This is a genomic window from Synechococcus sp. PCC 6312 (assembly GCF_000316685.1).
Lineage (GTDB): Bacteria > Cyanobacteriota > Cyanobacteriia > Thermosynechococcales > Thermosynechococcaceae > Pseudocalidococcus.
On record NC_019680.1, the window covers coordinates 1,503,208 to 1,519,012 of the forward strand.

At 48.7% G+C, this 15,805-nt stretch carries 9 protein-coding genes; 4 read left to right on the plus strand and 5 right to left on the minus strand.

All coding sequences use genetic code 11. The annotated features are described in order from the left end of the window. Nucleotides 1-10 precede the first annotated feature (10 nt). Nucleotides 11-1,297, minus strand: a complete 1,287-nt coding sequence (locus SYN6312_RS07370; RefSeq protein WP_015124233.1) for a folylpolyglutamate synthase/dihydrofolate synthase family protein — start codon at nt 1,295-1,297, stop codon at nt 11-13. A gap of 74 nt (nt 1,298-1,371) precedes the next feature. Here SYN6312_RS07370 and SYN6312_RS07375 point away from each other — a divergent pair, with 74 nt between their 5' ends. Next, nucleotides 1,372-2,352: a threo-3-hydroxy-L-aspartate ammonia-lyase gene (locus SYN6312_RS07375; RefSeq protein WP_015124234.1), complete on the plus strand. Its 981-nt coding sequence runs from the start codon at nt 1,372-1,374 to the stop codon at nt 2,350-2,352. A gap of 17 nt (nt 2,353-2,369) precedes the next feature. Continuing rightward, nucleotides 2,370-3,494 carry a 2OG-Fe(II) oxygenase gene (locus SYN6312_RS07380; RefSeq protein WP_015124235.1) on the plus strand — a complete coding sequence of 375 codons (1,125 nt, stop codon included), beginning with the start codon at nt 2,370-2,372 and terminating at the stop codon, nt 3,492-3,494. Nucleotides 3,495-3,754: 260 nt separating this feature from the next. Here the strand turns inward: SYN6312_RS07380 and SYN6312_RS07390 are convergent, their stop codons facing one another. Beyond that, nucleotides 3,755-8,512: a choice-of-anchor I family protein gene (locus SYN6312_RS07390; RefSeq protein WP_015124236.1), complete on the minus strand. Its 4,758-nt coding sequence runs from the start codon at nt 8,510-8,512 to the stop codon at nt 3,755-3,757. Between the two features lie 930 nt (nt 8,513-9,442). On the opposite strand from SYN6312_RS07390, the gene SYN6312_RS07395 reads away from it, so the two are divergent. Continuing rightward, a complete protein-coding gene (locus SYN6312_RS07395; RefSeq protein WP_015124237.1) occupies nt 9,443-11,950 on the plus strand; it encodes a glycogen/starch/alpha-glucan phosphorylase in 2,508 nt (835 codons plus the stop codon). A 34-nt stretch (nt 11,951-11,984) separates the two neighbouring features. Here SYN6312_RS07395 and SYN6312_RS07400 read toward each other — a convergent pair whose 3' ends face one another. From SYN6312_RS07400 to SYN6312_RS07410, 3 genes are all read right to left on the minus strand, one after another. Beyond that, nucleotides 11,985-13,091, minus strand: a complete 1,107-nt coding sequence (locus tag SYN6312_RS07400; protein WP_015124238.1) for a diguanylate cyclase domain-containing protein — start codon at nt 13,089-13,091, stop codon at nt 11,985-11,987. 102 nt (nt 13,092-13,193) lie between these two features. After that, a complete protein-coding gene (locus SYN6312_RS07405; protein WP_015124239.1) occupies nt 13,194-13,595 on the minus strand; it encodes a response regulator in 402 nt (133 codons plus the stop codon). Continuing rightward, nucleotides 13,588-15,057, minus strand: a complete 1,470-nt coding sequence (locus SYN6312_RS07410; protein WP_015124240.1) for a sensor histidine kinase — start codon at nt 15,055-15,057, stop codon at nt 13,588-13,590. Before SYN6312_RS07410 ends, SYN6312_RS07405 begins: the two co-directional genes overlap by 8 nt. A gap of 416 nt (nt 15,058-15,473) precedes the next feature. Here SYN6312_RS07410 and groES point away from each other — a divergent pair, with 416 nt between their 5' ends. Then, complete coding sequence (gene groES / locus SYN6312_RS07415) at nt 15,474-15,785, plus strand: co-chaperone GroES (RefSeq protein WP_015124241.1); 312 nt, start codon at nt 15,474-15,476, stop codon at nt 15,783-15,785. Nucleotides 15,786-15,805: the final 20 nt, after the last annotated feature.

A 15,805-nucleotide genomic window follows, 5' to 3' on the forward strand; every position in this document is an offset into this window, starting at 1 on the left:
GATGTTCTCGTTAGGGTATGGATTCGAGAAGCCTATTTTTCTCTCTCAGAAATTCACCAATCAAATAAAGAGAACCCGTTAAAACGAGGGGCTGGGGTGGGGGGGCTGGGGTAAGGGTGGCCTGGAGGGCGGTGGCTAAATCAGGATGGGTCATTACCACGGGCAAATCATGGCCAATTCTCTCAGCGAGGGTCTTTAACTCCAGTGGGTTGAAGGCATCATGGCCTGGGATGGGAACGAGATGGAGATGATCCTGGGGGCGTAAGAGGGCGGTGAGAAGGGCCTGGGCATCTTTGCTGGCGAGAATTCCTATCATCCAGGTGACGGGAGCAAGGCCCTGTTGATCTAAATATTGCCGGAGTAGGTGGGCGGCTGGTTCGTTGTGGGCCCCGTCTAAGAGGATTCGTTGTCCCCGCCAGGCCAGCCATTGTAACCGCCCCGGCCAGCGAGTTTTAGCCATTCCCGTGGTGACGGCCTGGCCAGAAATCTGCCAACCTTGAGACTTTAAGCAGTCAATCGTGGCTAGGGCCAAGGCCGCATTCACCAGTTGCACATCACCCGCTAAGGGGAGGGGAAACCGATAGTCGCGCCACATTCCCCAGGCCTGTTGCGTAAAGATCCCACTCAGATATTCGGCTGGTGCGGGGCTGAAGATCGGACAATGGAGGGCCTGGGCGCGTTCGAGGATGACAGTTTGGGCCGTAGTCGGCATGGGGCCAATAATGGCAGGGCGGTGGGGCTTAAGAATGCCAGCTTTTTCTGTTGCAATTTCCGCCAAGGTATTGCCTAAACGCTGCCAATGATCCCGACCAATTGAAGTAATGACAGTCACAAGGGGCAAATCACACACATTGGTCGCATCTAACCGCCCCCCCAGGCCCACCTCAATGACGGCAATATCTACCTTTTGACGGGCAAAATACAGCCAGGCCACAGCCGTAATGATTTCAAACTGGGTCGGACTTTCCTCTAAGGCAGTGGTAGCAGCAATCACATCCTTCAAGAGCGTGACCAAGTCATCGGAAGCAATGGCCACTTGATTCAGGGTGATCCGTTCTGTCCAATCCACCAAATGGGGGGAGGTATAACAACCCACACAATACCCGGCTGCGGTCAAAATAGCGGATAGATAGGCACAAACCGACCCCTTGCCATTCGTACCTGCAACATGAATGATCGGCACATGGGCCTGGGGATTGCCAAGTTCCTTGAGGAAGACCTGGATGGTTTCTAACCCCAAGCGCACCCCAAACCGCCCATAGTTGCCCACCAATTGATCAACAGTTTTTTGGCTCACAAATATATCCGCACCTTGGGTGATTAATGTGATCGTAAGCTAGGATGCACAACCGATTAAGTCCCAACCCATTCATGGCCCCTATTTCCGAAACTGTTACTGCCGCCGATATCCTCCAGGCCAGTCATCGCCTCCAATCCATTGCCCACCGCACCCCGGTCATTACCTCCCAAACCGTTGATACCCTGACCCAAGCCCAGGTTTTCTTTAAGTGTGAAAATTTCCAACGGACAGGTTCCTTCAAATTCCGAGGAGCTTACAACGCCCTTTGCCAACTGACTGACAGCCAACAAGAACAGGGAGTTTTAACCTACTCATCCGGGAACCATGCTCAGGCCCTTGCCCTTGCCGGAAAACGCTTGGGAATCCCCACCACTATTGTCATGCCTACCGATGCTCCTGCTGTTAAATTAGCCGCAACTCAGCAATATGGAGCCGAAATTATTCCCTATGACCGCAACCAGACCAGCCGTGAAAGCCTTGGACAACAATTGGCTAGGGAACGCGACTTGACCATCATTCCGCCCTACGATCATCCCCATGTGATTGCGGGACAAGGAACCACGGCCCTAGAGCTTTTGCAATCCGTTGATGCCTTAGATGTTGTTTTAGTCTGTTGTGGGGGTGGCGGACTCCTGTCTGGCTGTGCCCTTGTCTTAAAGGAGTTTGTCCCATCCTGTCGCGTGATTGGTGTAGAACCCAAATTGGCTGATGACGCGACCCGTTCCTTTTATGGTGGTCAACTCCAAACCGTGCTGAATCCCCCCACAATTGCCGATGGAGCCAGAACCCCTAGCCTAGGAACCTATACCTTTCCCATTGTTTTAGAAACCGTGGATCAGATGTTAACCGTATCAGAAGCAGCCATTGTCCAGGCCTGTCGCTTTCTGGGAACCTATCTGAAACTGGTTGTTGAACCCACCGGAGCCTTGGCCACCGCCGCCCTTTTAGAACTCGCTACATCTGGGGCCTGGGCTGGACAACGAATTGGAGTCATTTTAAGCGGTGGTAATGTAGATTTATCCGACTGGTTCGGTCGTAACTCCCTGTCTTAAGGTTGCAGCAGTTGACTATGGCCAGACTTCTCCTGGGGGAACCCGCCCCCTGGTTTACCTTACCCAGTTCCGTTAATCCCCAATACAACATTGATACAGTGGGCGGTCATCGGACAATTTTGCTGTTCTTAGGTCACTGTAGTGTGCCAACAGTCAAACGGGTTTTAGAAGGGTTTCTGGCTCTCCAAACCGAACTAGCCACTGCGGGCATCCCTCTTTTTGCCATCAGTATTGACCCCCATGATCAGCCCCTTCAGTCCCTGGTTGATCCCAATAGCTATTGCAAATTTCTTTGGGATTTTGAGCGAGATGTGAGCCGCCTATATGGGGTGATTCAAACCGATAAAAAAGGGCAAGACCAATATCATCCTCAAGCTTTTATCCTGAATCAACGGCTGCAAATTGTCGGAATTTTTCCCATCCAAGGCCAAGCCAATTTTCCAGCCCAAATTGTTGATCTTGCCCGGAAACTCCCCCCAGACCCGCCCTTAACCATTGCCACGCCCCAGGCCCCAGTTTTATTTGTTCCCCATCTCCTTGAACCTAGCCTTTGCCAAAAACTGATTGCCCTCTATGAAGCGGATGGCGGTCGGCCCTCTGGATTTATGCGACAAGTGGATGGCAAAACTGTAGAAATTATGGATGATGGCTTTAAGCGGCGACGAGATTTACTGATTACGGATGAGCAATTGCTGGCCCACCTCAATGCCTTAATGGCCCGCCGTCTGCGCCCGGAAATTCGCAAAGCCTTTCAGTTTGACATAACCCGCTTTGAACGATACCTGGTGGCCTGTTATGAGGAGGAAAGCCAAGGATTTTTTAATCGTCATCGAGATGACACCACCAAAGGCACCGCTCACCGCCGTTTTGCCATGACCCTCAATCTCAACACGGGTGACTATGAAGGGGGGTATCTGCGGTTTCCTGAATTTGGGCCTCATCTCTATCGGCCTGGCGTTGGGGAAGCTGTGATTTTTTCCTGTTCCCTCCTCCACGAAGCCACCCCTGTCACCCAAGGCGGCCGCTATGTCCTCCTCAACTTTTTCTATGATGAACCCGCCGCCCAAATCCGTTCACAAAATCTTGAGTTTGTTCTACTTTCCGATTCACCTCCTTCCCCAGCCACTAAGCCCGAACAATAAGCAAACAGATGCAAAACTAGAAATCCAATCCGTTCCCATCTGTCTGTAGGGCGGGTCAAAATGGGGACAGCAGTTGTTTGAATCGCAACAGGACGAACGAAAAAACAAATTGACGACCACAGTTGACGCACGGATAGTTTTGTTTACCCCGGCGGTGGCGTTTTTTGCTGACGTGGGTAGATTAGCCATTGGGAATCTCACCACCATGAAACGCCGTATTGATACGCTCTTGTCCAAAGCAGGACTAGGGTATAAGCTTCCTAGGGGTTAATCGTAACCGTTGTAATTTGGGCAATGATGTCATCAAAGTCCTGATCACCACCACCAGGCAAATCCTCAAAGCCAAACACGCCACTTCCCAACAGACGAATATGGTCTATTCGATCCTGATTAAGATTCAGGAAGGGGAGGTACATATTGCTGAAGTCAGCGTTAGGTGTTGTGCCATTGGAAATGATAAAAGGCAAAATCAGGTTGCCAAAGGCAAGATTTTGGAGACTAATGTCCAGCTTGCTCTCGTTAAGAGGCGCATTGAAACTAGCAACGGCATTGTCAAAAGCAGCCTGAGCATAAGCAAGAGGATCACCTGTGGGAAGAACTCCATTAACTGCACCCGTAACAGCATCCGCAATATAAAAGCCAATCAGGTTATCGTAAGCAGCTTCTCGATAAAACGTTAGCCCAACATTAGCTGTTAGACCAGTTAGGTCATCTGCTATGCCATCTCCATTGGCATCCAAGTTCAAGTTCACTAAGTCGATTGCCTCAATAGTTGCACCGTTGATAGCCACGTTACGACCCACTCGATCAGCTTCATTCGCCAGATTGATCGTGTTATCAAAGTTAGAGGTGCTGACATTAAAGATCAGGTCATTAGAGCTACTACCACCTTCACCAAATGTCAAGGAAAATCCGTTGTTGCTCAGGTCAGTTAATTGCGCCTCGTCTTGGGTAGAGAGGAGAACATCCCGATCCTTCCCTGCCCTCACGTCATCCAAAGTGCCATCAACCACCAGCATAAAGCCGAGTCTAGCGGCAGAGTCAAGCAAGAGTTCACTGCTCAAACCCTCCAAATTCCCAAACGCACCGAGGAAGTCATTGGGCAAATCATCTGAACTGTTGAGGGATGAAAGGACAACCCTGGTTGTGTTGGCATTGAGAATAGCTGCTAAATAGTTCCCCTGAGCATCAGGACCAACAATACTGCCATCACTGTTGGCAACCCGACCTTGACTATCCTCAACCTTGAAGACCACTAGCTCATTCACAAAGGATGTGTTGGTTGTAATAGTTTGGAAGCTCAGGAGTAATGGACTAGTGAAAGCAATGACTCCCTTCTCTCCATTGCTATTTTCCAAATCAATTTCCGCCGTTCCCTCGAATACTGTATCTTCCCGGAAGTCGATGTTTTGAATGCGATTGTCCAACTCAGGGCCAACATCCGCTTGATCGAATGCAGTGTCATCCGTAGCAAAGTTTGCCAGCAAGTACTCCGCTAGAGCATCTTGTTCCGTGCCATCGGTCGCAAAGGTGGCATTACCTGTCTTGGTTCCCGCGGCATCTAGTTCCACCAAGTTAACCCGTGCAATCACAGCAGGATCGCCCACAGCCCCCTTGGTTGGGTCAGTGTTCAAGTTCGGGAAGGGATAGCCATCCCCACCACCGATAAAGTTGCCGTTGCTGTCAAAGTTAGAATTTGCCAAGAAGCCTAGGGTGACAATGCGGAAAGTTTCTTTTGGATCGCCGACCAGCAACCCATCTCGCACGAGTTCGGCCACCAGATTATCGTCTTCGTCAAAGATACCCGCATTCTGAATCTGCTCCCCCTGCTCCTGATCGGGGTCGAAGGAGAACTTGAGACCAGAAATTTGGGGAAAGCGACCGTTGGCACTCGGCAGAGCAGCGACACCATGCTCCAAAATTGCAACTAATTCTTCTTTGGTCAGGGTCAATAATACGAGGTCATTGTTGAAGGCCAGGGCTGATTGCACATCAGTTTGGCTGATCCCCCCCTCTGGTTTGATCACATTGCCTTGGCTATCCACTAGCTCTGGATTAGGCCCACGCACGGCCGCAGTCCCACCCGGCGGAACAATAATCTCACCGATAGAATCCCGAATCCCACCACCATTTTTGAGGGAAACCAGAACGGTTGGGTCAGTTTTCTTTGCTTCTGCCAAGTTAGCATCAGCGGTCAAGTTACCTAAGTTAGTTTCCTGGGTACGAACTCCATCAGGATCGCTACTAGTGCCATTACCAGAGCGGTTACCGTTGAGGAATACATTCGCAATTCCCAGAATGTTAGATTCGGTGATGATGATCTGGGCTTCAATCGCTTCTACAATCGCCTGAATTTCAGGGTCAACCAGGCCCGCAGCATTGAGCGCAGCTACCCCTTCCGCATCCGTAGCATAAGCACCAGAAACCGTCGGATCATAGCTGTCAGGGATGATGTTACCCGCAGCATCAAAGTCAATTACTAAACGGCCCACATACTTATAGCTGCCGTCGGTGTTGACTACAGCGGTTTGAGTGCCGCCTGCATTAGCAATGAAGCGAGGATACTCACCTTGGTTGCTATCTCCAGGCCGGATGCGATCGTTTTCATCAAACAGACGGGTGTTAGACCCACCTGCAACAATGATGTCTACGTTCTCTAGGAGTTGAGCCAGACGATATTCAATCTCGATCTGCTGCATGTGGGACAAGAGCACAATCTTGTTCAGTCTGGGATTTGCTTCCAGCAGGGCATCCACTTCAAGCTGAATTTCTGCGGCCAGAGCAGCAATTTGCTGATCTGTGGGAGTGGAGTTAAACGGACTGGGTGAAATGCTGACACCACCCGGAGAAGAGATACTAGCTAGGGTGGGGGTAGTTGCCCCGATGACCCCAATATTTTCCCCATTGACATCAATGATCACTGAGGAGGTGACTGTCTTGGCCTGGGGAGCCTCCCCACCTGGAACGACCAAAGGCGCAAGATTAGGGTCAGTAGAGAAATCTAGGTTGGTAGAAAGGTAGGGGAAATTTGTCCCAGTGAAGTCAGCCCCGAAAAGATTCCCCGGAGCCGAACCATTAATCAGGCCCGCAATTGCTTCGGTACCAAAGTCAAATTCGTGGTTGCCAAAAGCAATGGCTTGGAAACCCAGTTCATTCTGAATCTGAATATCTGCAATGCCGCGGGAGCCAAAGACTGGGCCAGAAGCATCGTAGAAGAGTCCGGGAATAATGGCATCACCGGAAGAGAGGCGCAGAGTATTGTTGTAGTCAGCCGCACCATTCCCATCCGCATCTTGATTTTCTAAGGCATTGAGGACTGCCGACAGGTTGGTGATATTCGAGTTGGGGGTTGTGGCTTCCTGATCCGTGACGTGGAGCAGTTGCAGGGTAAACGGAGAGGGTGGAGGGGTAAATTCCATGACAGCCACTGTTTTGCTGACTTCATTGGTGACTACTAACAGGTTTTCACCATTGGGACTGTCCGCAGCCGGAATGAACAATAACCCTTCCGGGCCTGAGTCGGTGGCATTAGTTTCCGGGTCTGCCGTAAAGTCTCGATCGTTGAGGTACTGGATGAATGTGGGGGCAGTAGGAATGGTTACGTCATAAACCATGACTCCCCCAATGCGCTCCAGGCCAACGAAGGCATAGTTACGCCCACCGACCGTTCCGACTGTGACTCCTTCAGGTTCCGGCCCTTTGTTATCACTGCGATTATCGAGGGTGTTGTTGCTATTGCTAGCGTTGAAGAAGTCTGGGAAAGCAGCAGCCGTAATTTGTTCAAAGTCATCGCCACTATCAAACACCAGGTTTCCATTGCTGTCCCAGATGGAGAAGGAACGGGCACCATAGGAATAGAGTTGGTCAAAATCTCCATCCCCATCGGTATCGCCTAGGGTGTTGGTGATGGTGAGGCGGCCCAGATTTATATTTTCCTGAAGGGTCTCGGCGTTGGGAAAAGCCGTAGGATCGAGGGTGACATCGCCTACACTGGTTTCTTCGTTGAAAATGTCCCCTTCTTCCAGGCCTAATAAGTCCAGAGCTGCTTCATTATCCGTTGGTCGAATCCGGGCATCCCCTTCATTAGCGGTGACGTAGAAGGTTTGCCCGCCCACGGTATAGGAGGCGATTGCATCGGGTTGATACATTCCCAGCACGGGCCAGTTTTGAATATTGATTTTGCCCCCCGCCCCACTACTGCCATCCACATCCCGATCACTGGCATCAAGGCCATTGCCCGGTAAGCTATGGTCTTTAAAACCCAGGGGAAGAATCTGCTCTACGGTTGCCGTGGCAATGTCCACCACAGCAAAGGCATTGTTTTCCTGCAAGGTTACCCAGGCCTTGGTGCCATCTTTATTAAAGGTGATGTACTCTGGCTCCACATCTTCGGCAACGGTGGAGTCACGGACGACTTGGCCTGCATCATTAAAAATCTGCCCAAAAATACGAACCCCGGCGGCTTCTAAGCTGGCCTGTTGGGCATTAAAGGCCGTGAAGGTTGCATTTTGTACGGTAGCTGTTGCGATGCCACCAGAAATGTCAATAATGCTAACGGAACCTTCGGGATCGCTGGTGTAGGTTTCGTTCGGTTCTCCTTCATTGGCGGTTAATACCCTAGTACCATCGGGGGTGAAGGCCACCATATCAGGTAAATATCCTACGGACTCCTTGCCCAAGAAGCTCCCATCTGAAGCTCGGAAGAACTGTACTTCTCCGGCCTGTTGGTTATTGAGGGTATCCCGGACTGCCAGGGCAACCGCCACAATTCCTGCGCTGATAGTGCCCACTTTACCCACCGCGACACTGTTGGGAACAAGGTTAAATCCGTTGGGCAGAGTACTGGTGTCTAGAGGCAGATCAGAAACTTTAGTTGGGCTAGTGAGATTAGTAAGGTTAAGGATCTCTACCACATCACCGGCCACTAGAAAGAGACGGTCGCTACCCGGATCAAAGGCGGCAATTTCGGCTCCATTGCTGCTAGCGTAACCGCCAATTTTCGTTAAAACGTCTGCCATATCCTGAATCATCTCCTCATAAATACCCGAGCCTAAAATCGAGGGAAACTAAGGAAAATCCCATTTCCCCATTGCAAAGGATAAGTTTAGAATTTTGGACAGCGAAAGCATCTAAATCCCTATCAAGCTAGATTCTTTCTAGATTTCTCTGGAAAATAGCTTAAATATAGTTAAAGCCAACCTTGAGAAATATTGCCACTTACAGACCCTACAGGATTTCAACTGATCTTTGGTTCAAGATATGGTTAGGATTAGGTTAAGTTTAGGAAGAACTTGAAACTTAGCTGAAACAATTGAATTGGGTGTTGGGAAAAGGCCTGTCCGGTAAATTCTACACTTGTAAACCTAGCCCTAGAGTTTGATGCTTTTATTGATAACGCAAAACATAGGAATCACCTTCAATTCTCAATTGCACTGCTACTTGCTCTATGCGTACAAGTATTGAAAGTTAGTTAAGAAGATTAAGAAATAGCAAAGGTGTCATACCCTAACTGATTAAAGACTCTTTATGACTTGATTTTCTTAGTTTTCCCTGATCCCAAGCTTAGGCTACCTAGACCGTGTGGAAAATTGAGAAAGATTAAAAGACTCCATCCTAGCAAGATTAGCTATAGGGTCATGTATGAAAATCACTCAGATAAAACCAGAGATTTGATCATGATAGAATCCTTAAAAAGTGAATATGAATCTAATATTAACTATGACAAATTTGATATTATAAACTTATGGAAATATATTTCATGATTATGATCCTAAGAAATGGTTAACAAAACCCCGTGATTGGAAGATTTCTTTAAGTTTTAGATGCAGATTTCCTCTCTAGGGTATAACCAAAAAGAGGTAGGTGTGATGATTAGTTAGTTTCATTGCTACTTCTCCTCTGGTTTAGTCTGGTTTAGTCCCTTGTATCTCACTTAGGCTGGTAGTTGTATGACCTCACTCATTCCTGAAGGTTGCCCCATCGTTGCCGTTGAGGATGATCGGACTGGCACAAGCCTGGAAACTCTCAAACGGGCAATTATGGATAACTTGTTTTATCTCCAGGCCCGCTTTCCCACTGTGGCCTCCCGCAATGACTTTTACATGGCCTTGTCCTACACGGTACGGGATCGTCTGCTTCAACGCTGGATTTCTACGGCAGAAACCTATTTACAGCAGGGCAGTCGCACGGTTTGTTATTTCTCGGCAGAATTTCTACTTGGCCCCCATTTAGGCAATAACCTGATCAATTTGGGGATTAGCAAGGAGGTGGAAGAGGCCGTTAATGAATTGGGACTAGATATTGAAGAACTGTTAAACCAAGAAGAAGAACCAGGCCTGGGGAATGGGGGCTTGGGACGGCTAGCAGCTTGCTATTTGGATTCGATGGCCAGCCTCGAAATTCCCAGTTTTGGCTATGGGATTCGCTATGAGTTTGGCATTTTTGATCAAGAAATTCGAGATGGCTGGCAAGTGGAGGTTACGGATCGCTGGTTACGCTATGGCAATCCTTGGGAAATCCCCCGCCCAGAAGTGCGGATGCCGGTGAAATTTGGCGGCCATACCCGCAGCTATACCGATAGTGAGGGTCATTACCGGGTGATTTGGGATCCCCATCATGTGGTGGAAGGGGTTGCTTACGATACACCCATCTTGGGTTACCGGGTCAATACGGCCAATACGCTCCGGCTGTGGCGGGCTGAAGCAGTTGAGTCCTTTGATTTCCAGGCCTTTAACACAGGCAACTACTACGGGGCAGTTCGGGATAAAATCACCTCGGAAAATATTACTAAAGTCCTCTATCCTAACGATGAACCTCTGCAGGGGAAAGAACTGCGGCTCTCTCAACAATACTTTTTCTCCTCCTGTTCGTTGCAGGATATGGTTCGGATTTATCTCCAGCACAATCAGGATTTAGCGAAGTTCCATGAAAAATTTACAGTACAGCTAAACGATACCCATCCAGCTATTTCTGTCGCCGAGTTGATGCGGCTGTTAGTGGATGATCATCATCTGGATTGGGATACAGCTTGGAATGTAACCCAACACACCTTTGCTTATACCAATCACACCCTGCTACCGGAAGCTTTGGAAAAATGGCCCATTGCTCTGTTTCAGTATTTATTACCGCGACATCTAGAAATTATTTTTGAGATTAATCAGCGTTTCTTGGATCAAGTCCGTCTGCATTATCCCGGCCAAAGCGAACCCCTAACCCGGCTGTCCATTATTGATGAGTCTGGTGAGCGCTATGTGCGGATGGCGAATTTGGCCTGTGTGGGCAGTTATGCAATTAATGGCGTGGCCGCTCTGCACACAGAATTACTGAAAGCCACGGTTTTACATGACTTTTACAAACTCTATCCTGAACGCTTCAGTAATAAAACCAATGGGGTAACGCCGCGGCGGTGGGTTGTCCTCAGTAATCCAGGCCTGACTGGGTTGATTTCGGAGCAGATTGGGGATGGCTGGATTAAGGATTTGGATCAACTGCGGCAACTAGAACCTCTCGCCAATGATCATCATTTTCGCTCCTGCTGGGGTAAGACCAAACATGACAACAAAGTAGCTCTTGCCGAACATATCCAGACCAAAACGGGGATTATTGTTGATCCCAACTCTCTCTTTGATATTCAAGTCAAGCGCATCCATGAGTACAAGCGGCAACACTTAAATGTTCTGCATATCATTACCCTTTATCAGCAAATCAAAGATAATCCCCATCTAGATATCACGCCCCGAACCTTCATTTTTGGTGGCAAAGCTGCACCCGGCTATTTCACGGCCAAGTTGATGATTAAGTTAATTACGGCGGTGGGGGATGTGGTTAATCGGGATCCGGATGTGGCTGGACGATTAAAGGTTGTCTTTTTGCCTGACTATAACGTCACCTTTGGACAACGGGTGTACCCAGCCGCAGATTTATCCGAGCAAATTTCCACGGCAGGCCTGGAGGCATCAGGAACAGGGAATATGAAATTCTCCATGAACGGGGCCTTAACCATTGGGACACTAGACGGGGCAAATGTGGAAATCCGGGAGGAGGTGGGGGCCGAAAACTTTTTTCTCTTTGGCTTAACCACTCCAGAAGTCCAGGCGTTGGGGGCAAAGGGCTATCAGCCTTGGGACTATATTCACAATAATCCCCAACTCAAGGGTGTTTTAGACTTAATTGCCAGTGGTCACTTTTCCCACGGAGATACTAGTCTGTTTCAACCCCTTTTGAACGGCCTCTGGAATCAAGATAAATATTATCTAATGGCAGACTATCAGAGTTATATGGATTGCCAACAGCAAGTCAGTCAGACCTATCAAAACCGTGAACAGTGGTTAGCCATGTCCATTTTGAATACGGCCCGGATGGGTAAATTTTCCTCAGATCGCTCCATTCAAGACTATTGCCAGGATATTTGGCACGTCAGTCCAGTCTTCATTAAGCTCAATGGTGGGTATCAGTAATCCTGAGGGTGTTCGTGTTAATTTCTTACATCTCCTAGGAAGCCAAAGGAGTCTTAAACTGTTGCGCTGTTACTATCTGATTTCGCCCTTGATGTTTAGCTTGATAGAGAGACTGATCAGCTGCGTTAAACAGGACAAGGGGAGATTCTTGGGGAGCCGGTAGTAGAGCAGCAATCCCAAAACTGAGGGTGAGATAGGGTTTAACTAAGGAGGCTTGGTGGGGAATTTGCTCGGTGTAGATGATCTGACGAATATGCTCAGCAATTAACGCCGCCCCTTGAATATCGGTGTTGGGGAGAACAATCACAAACTCTTCCCCACCATAGCGAGCTACCAAGTCTCGGGGGCGATGCACCGCCTGTTGAATAACCCGCGCGACCCGTTGCAAACAGATATCTCCAGCATGATGCCCATACTGATCGTTGTAGAGCTTGAAAAAGTCCACATCAGCCAAAATCATGGCCAAGGACGTTTTTTCCCGAATTGCACTTAACCATTCTTGACTGAGGACGGCATCAAAATGGCGGCGGTTGGCTAAATCCGTCAAACTATCAGTAATTGACAAGCGCATAAGTTCCTGATTAGCCCGTTCCAATTCCGCCGTCCGAGCCGCAATAATTTCCGACTGTTCTTCAACAAGCCGTTTAAGTTCTTGGTTGGCTTGGGCTAGTTCCTGATTCAACTGCATCAAGCGGTAGTTCTGTTCATCAATTTTGCGATCTTGCAAGTAACTATGGACAGCATCTAAGACAGTTAACTTTAAGTCTTCAGGATTCCAAGGTTTAGAAATATAGCGATAAAGCTTAGATAACTTGAGGGCATTACTCACCGCTTCTAAGTTTGCCTGCCCGGTCAGCATAATTTTTAAGGTGTTCGGCGACATCTGATGAATGCGGCCCAGTAACTCATCCCCCTTTAGATCCGGCATGATGTAGTCCGAAAGGACAAGGGCAATCTCACAGTCATCCTGACGTAGTTCTTCCATCAGGGATAACGCGTCTTCAGCCCCCTCAGCCGTTTCAATCACACACTCATCCCCCAACGCTCGCCGGAGTTCAATCCGCAAACTCTCTAAAACCGCTGGCTCATCATCAATACAGATGACAACTGGTTTTGGGGTGTGGGGGGGTGGGCCAGACAAGGGTAAGTTCCAATGGGACAAAAAACTAAAGGCTCAGTCTATCCAATATCTTAGGGGCTAATCTATCAAACGACTACCGCAGATTTACCGAAACTACCGCCCTTAAAACGGCTGTGGCCCCAGGCCCGAAATAATTGTTTCTACCAATTCTTCACTATGCCACGGTTTACTTAGACAGCGATGGAGATTAGCTTGCTCGAGGGCCCGTTGAACCGCCGCTTCATCAGCCTGGCCGGTTAACATCACTTTGACAACCTTGGGAAATTTTTGATGGACTTGGATCAAAAATTCATCCCCCCGCACTCGCGGCATCAGCCAATCGGAGACAATCACAATCACGTCAGAATTTTCATCTTGGAGTTCATCAATCAGTTCCATTGCTTCATCGGCACTCTCGGCAGTTTCGTAGAGATATTTGTCTCCAAATGCGTTTTTTAGTTGGGTGCGTAAACTTTCCAAAATCACCCGTTCATCATCCACACATAAAATTACCGGCTTAGGCATGGCCGACAGACTCCTGAACAGGTAGGGTAATCGTAAAGGTTGTTTCCCCAGGCCGGGAGTTAACCGCAATTGTTCCCTGGTGCTTGTCAATAATTTTGCGGACAATATCTAAGCCTAAGCCATTGCCCTCACCAATGGGTTTGGTCGTAAAAAAGGGTTCAAAAATCCGGGGCATGACTTCATCGGGAATTCCCGGCCCACTATCGGTAATTTGAATTTCAATGGCCTGGAGTTGGTTTTTAACCTGGATTTCGAGGCGGCCCCGTTCGTCCATGGCCTGGAGCGCATTGTGGATTAAATTTGTCCACACCTGGGTGAGTTCATCGGGATAACAGGGAATTAAGGGAACTGGCTCATACTCCCGCATTACCTCGACTCCATGCTTCAGTTTGTTGTGATAGAGGGTTAAGACGGTTTCAATCCCATCCGTCACCTGCGCCACCACTTTTTGACCGGATTGATCAAAACGGGCATAGGTTTTTAGGGCAAAGACGACTTTGGCGGCCCGTTCAATGGCGGTGGTAATCGTGTGGGTGCTGCGTTCTAATAGGGCTAATTGATGGGCTAATTCGATAACCTCTAACCCCGTTGGGGCCTGGAGTAAGGGCAAAAACGGGGCTAAGTCTCCCAAAACTCCAATATCAATCAGGGTATCAGCCCAACCATCAGGGTTTTCAACCGCCAACTCCTCTAAAATCGGAACAATGCGCCGTTTATGTTGTCGTCGCTCGCGGCTGGAGAGTTGCAATGTATCCTGGAGGCAAGACTGTCTTAGGGATGTAAAGGCCGCAAACAATTCGGGGGAGAGGTTCCGCAATACATCTGGCAGAGTTGGGAGAGTGCGCTGAGCAAATAAATCAATGGTCTCAATGGATGATCGAATGGCCCCCAAGGGCGTATTAATTTCATGGGCTACCCCCGCTACTAACTGCCCCAAAGCCGCCATCTTCTCGGAATGAACAAGTTCTCGCTGCGTGTTTTGGAGTTGGCTTAAGGCTTCAGCAAGTTCTTGATTTCGTTGTTGGAGACGGGCTTCCGTGGACTTCAGTTGATCCATGGCCAACCGTTGCTGAGTAATATCTCGAACAAAACCTTCATAATATTGGACTTGTCCCTGCTGATCACGCACCACCCGACAGGTTTCGGAAATCCAAATAATGCTCCTATCCCGCCGATAAATCGCCGATTCAAAATCAGTCAGGGTATCCCGCTGGGCCATCAAGGTAATAAACTCTTGCCGCCGCTGGGGTTCCACATACAAACCGGCCTTGGCATTAGGCTGATCTTGAATTAAAGCCTCTGGAGAATCATAACCATAAATTTTTGCCAACGAATAGTTAGCTCGAATATAGCGTCCAGCCAAATCCGTCTGGAAAATCCCTTCGGCAGCATTCTCGAAAATACTCCGAAATGCTAACTCTGATGAACTTAAGTCTCTAACCCCAGTGTGGCTTTCAAACATGGTAGTCAGTGTTGTCCTCAGGCGATTGACCGACACAAAGCATGGCCCAGGTGAATGATTGCAGTATATCGAAGTCTCATTCCTTAAAGACATCTGTCCTCAAGTCCCCTGGGTACAACTTCCGAGAACTTGACCTTGTATCAAGCCCTTGTCTAAATAAATTCACCCATCAAGACCCTAGTTCGGGAAGCCGTACTCAAGATGTGATTGCTATGGATAGGGGTTTCTCGGTAAGTTAGCAGTCAGAGGTGGAGAGTGCTAAATCTCGACGGATGCTCTTAATGAAGCTTTGGGACTTGGCAGTTAATCTTTCCATCCTAACGAGTTTGGGGCCACTGATGTGCATCAGTTTCCTGAACTTGTTCATCACCCTCCTTTTACTCAATCAACTCTAATTGTTGGGAGACATAGTCCGTATGGCAGCAGTATCTTTGAGTGTTTCAACGGTAAAACCCCTCGGTGACCGGATTTTTATCAAGGTCAGCGAAGCCGAAGCCAAAACCGCGGGTGGGATTCTTTTACCCGATAATGCCCAAGAAAAACCTCAAGTGGGAGAAGTCACCGCCGTGGGGCCTGGGAAGCGCAGTGATGACGGTACTCGCCAAGAACTCGATGTCAAAGTTGGCGATAAAGTTCTTTACTCCAAATACGCCGGCACTGAAGTTAAGTTGGCGGGTGAAGAATATATTCTCTTGTCCGAAAAAGACATCCTGGCAGTTGTGGCCTAAGTTTGCTCCCCTGAGCACCT

What these genes read in the sequence shown, in the direction of transcription:
- SYN6312_RS07375 (WP_015124234.1), top strand. Translation starts at nt 1,372, where the DNA reads ATGGCCCCTATTTCCGAAACTGTTACTGCCGCCGATATCCTCCAGGCC.
- SYN6312_RS07380 (WP_015124235.1), top strand. Translation starts at nt 2,370, where the DNA reads ATGGCCAGACTTCTCCTGGGGGAACCCGCCCCCTGGTTTACCTTACCC.
- SYN6312_RS07390 (WP_015124236.1), bottom strand. Translation starts at nt 8,512, where the DNA reads ATGGCAGACGTTTTAACGAAAATTGGCGGTTACGCTAGCAGCAATGGA.
- SYN6312_RS07395 (WP_015124237.1), top strand. Translation starts at nt 9,443, where the DNA reads ATGACCTCACTCATTCCTGAAGGTTGCCCCATCGTTGCCGTTGAGGAT.
- SYN6312_RS07405 (WP_015124239.1), bottom strand. Translation starts at nt 13,595, where the DNA reads ATGCCTAAGCCGGTAATTTTATGTGTGGATGATGAACGGGTGATTTTG.
- SYN6312_RS07410 (WP_015124240.1), bottom strand. Translation starts at nt 15,057, where the DNA reads ATGTTTGAAAGCCACACTGGGGTTAGAGACTTAAGTTCATCAGAGTTA.
- groES (WP_015124241.1), top strand. Translation starts at nt 15,474, where the DNA reads ATGGCAGCAGTATCTTTGAGTGTTTCAACGGTAAAACCCCTCGGTGAC.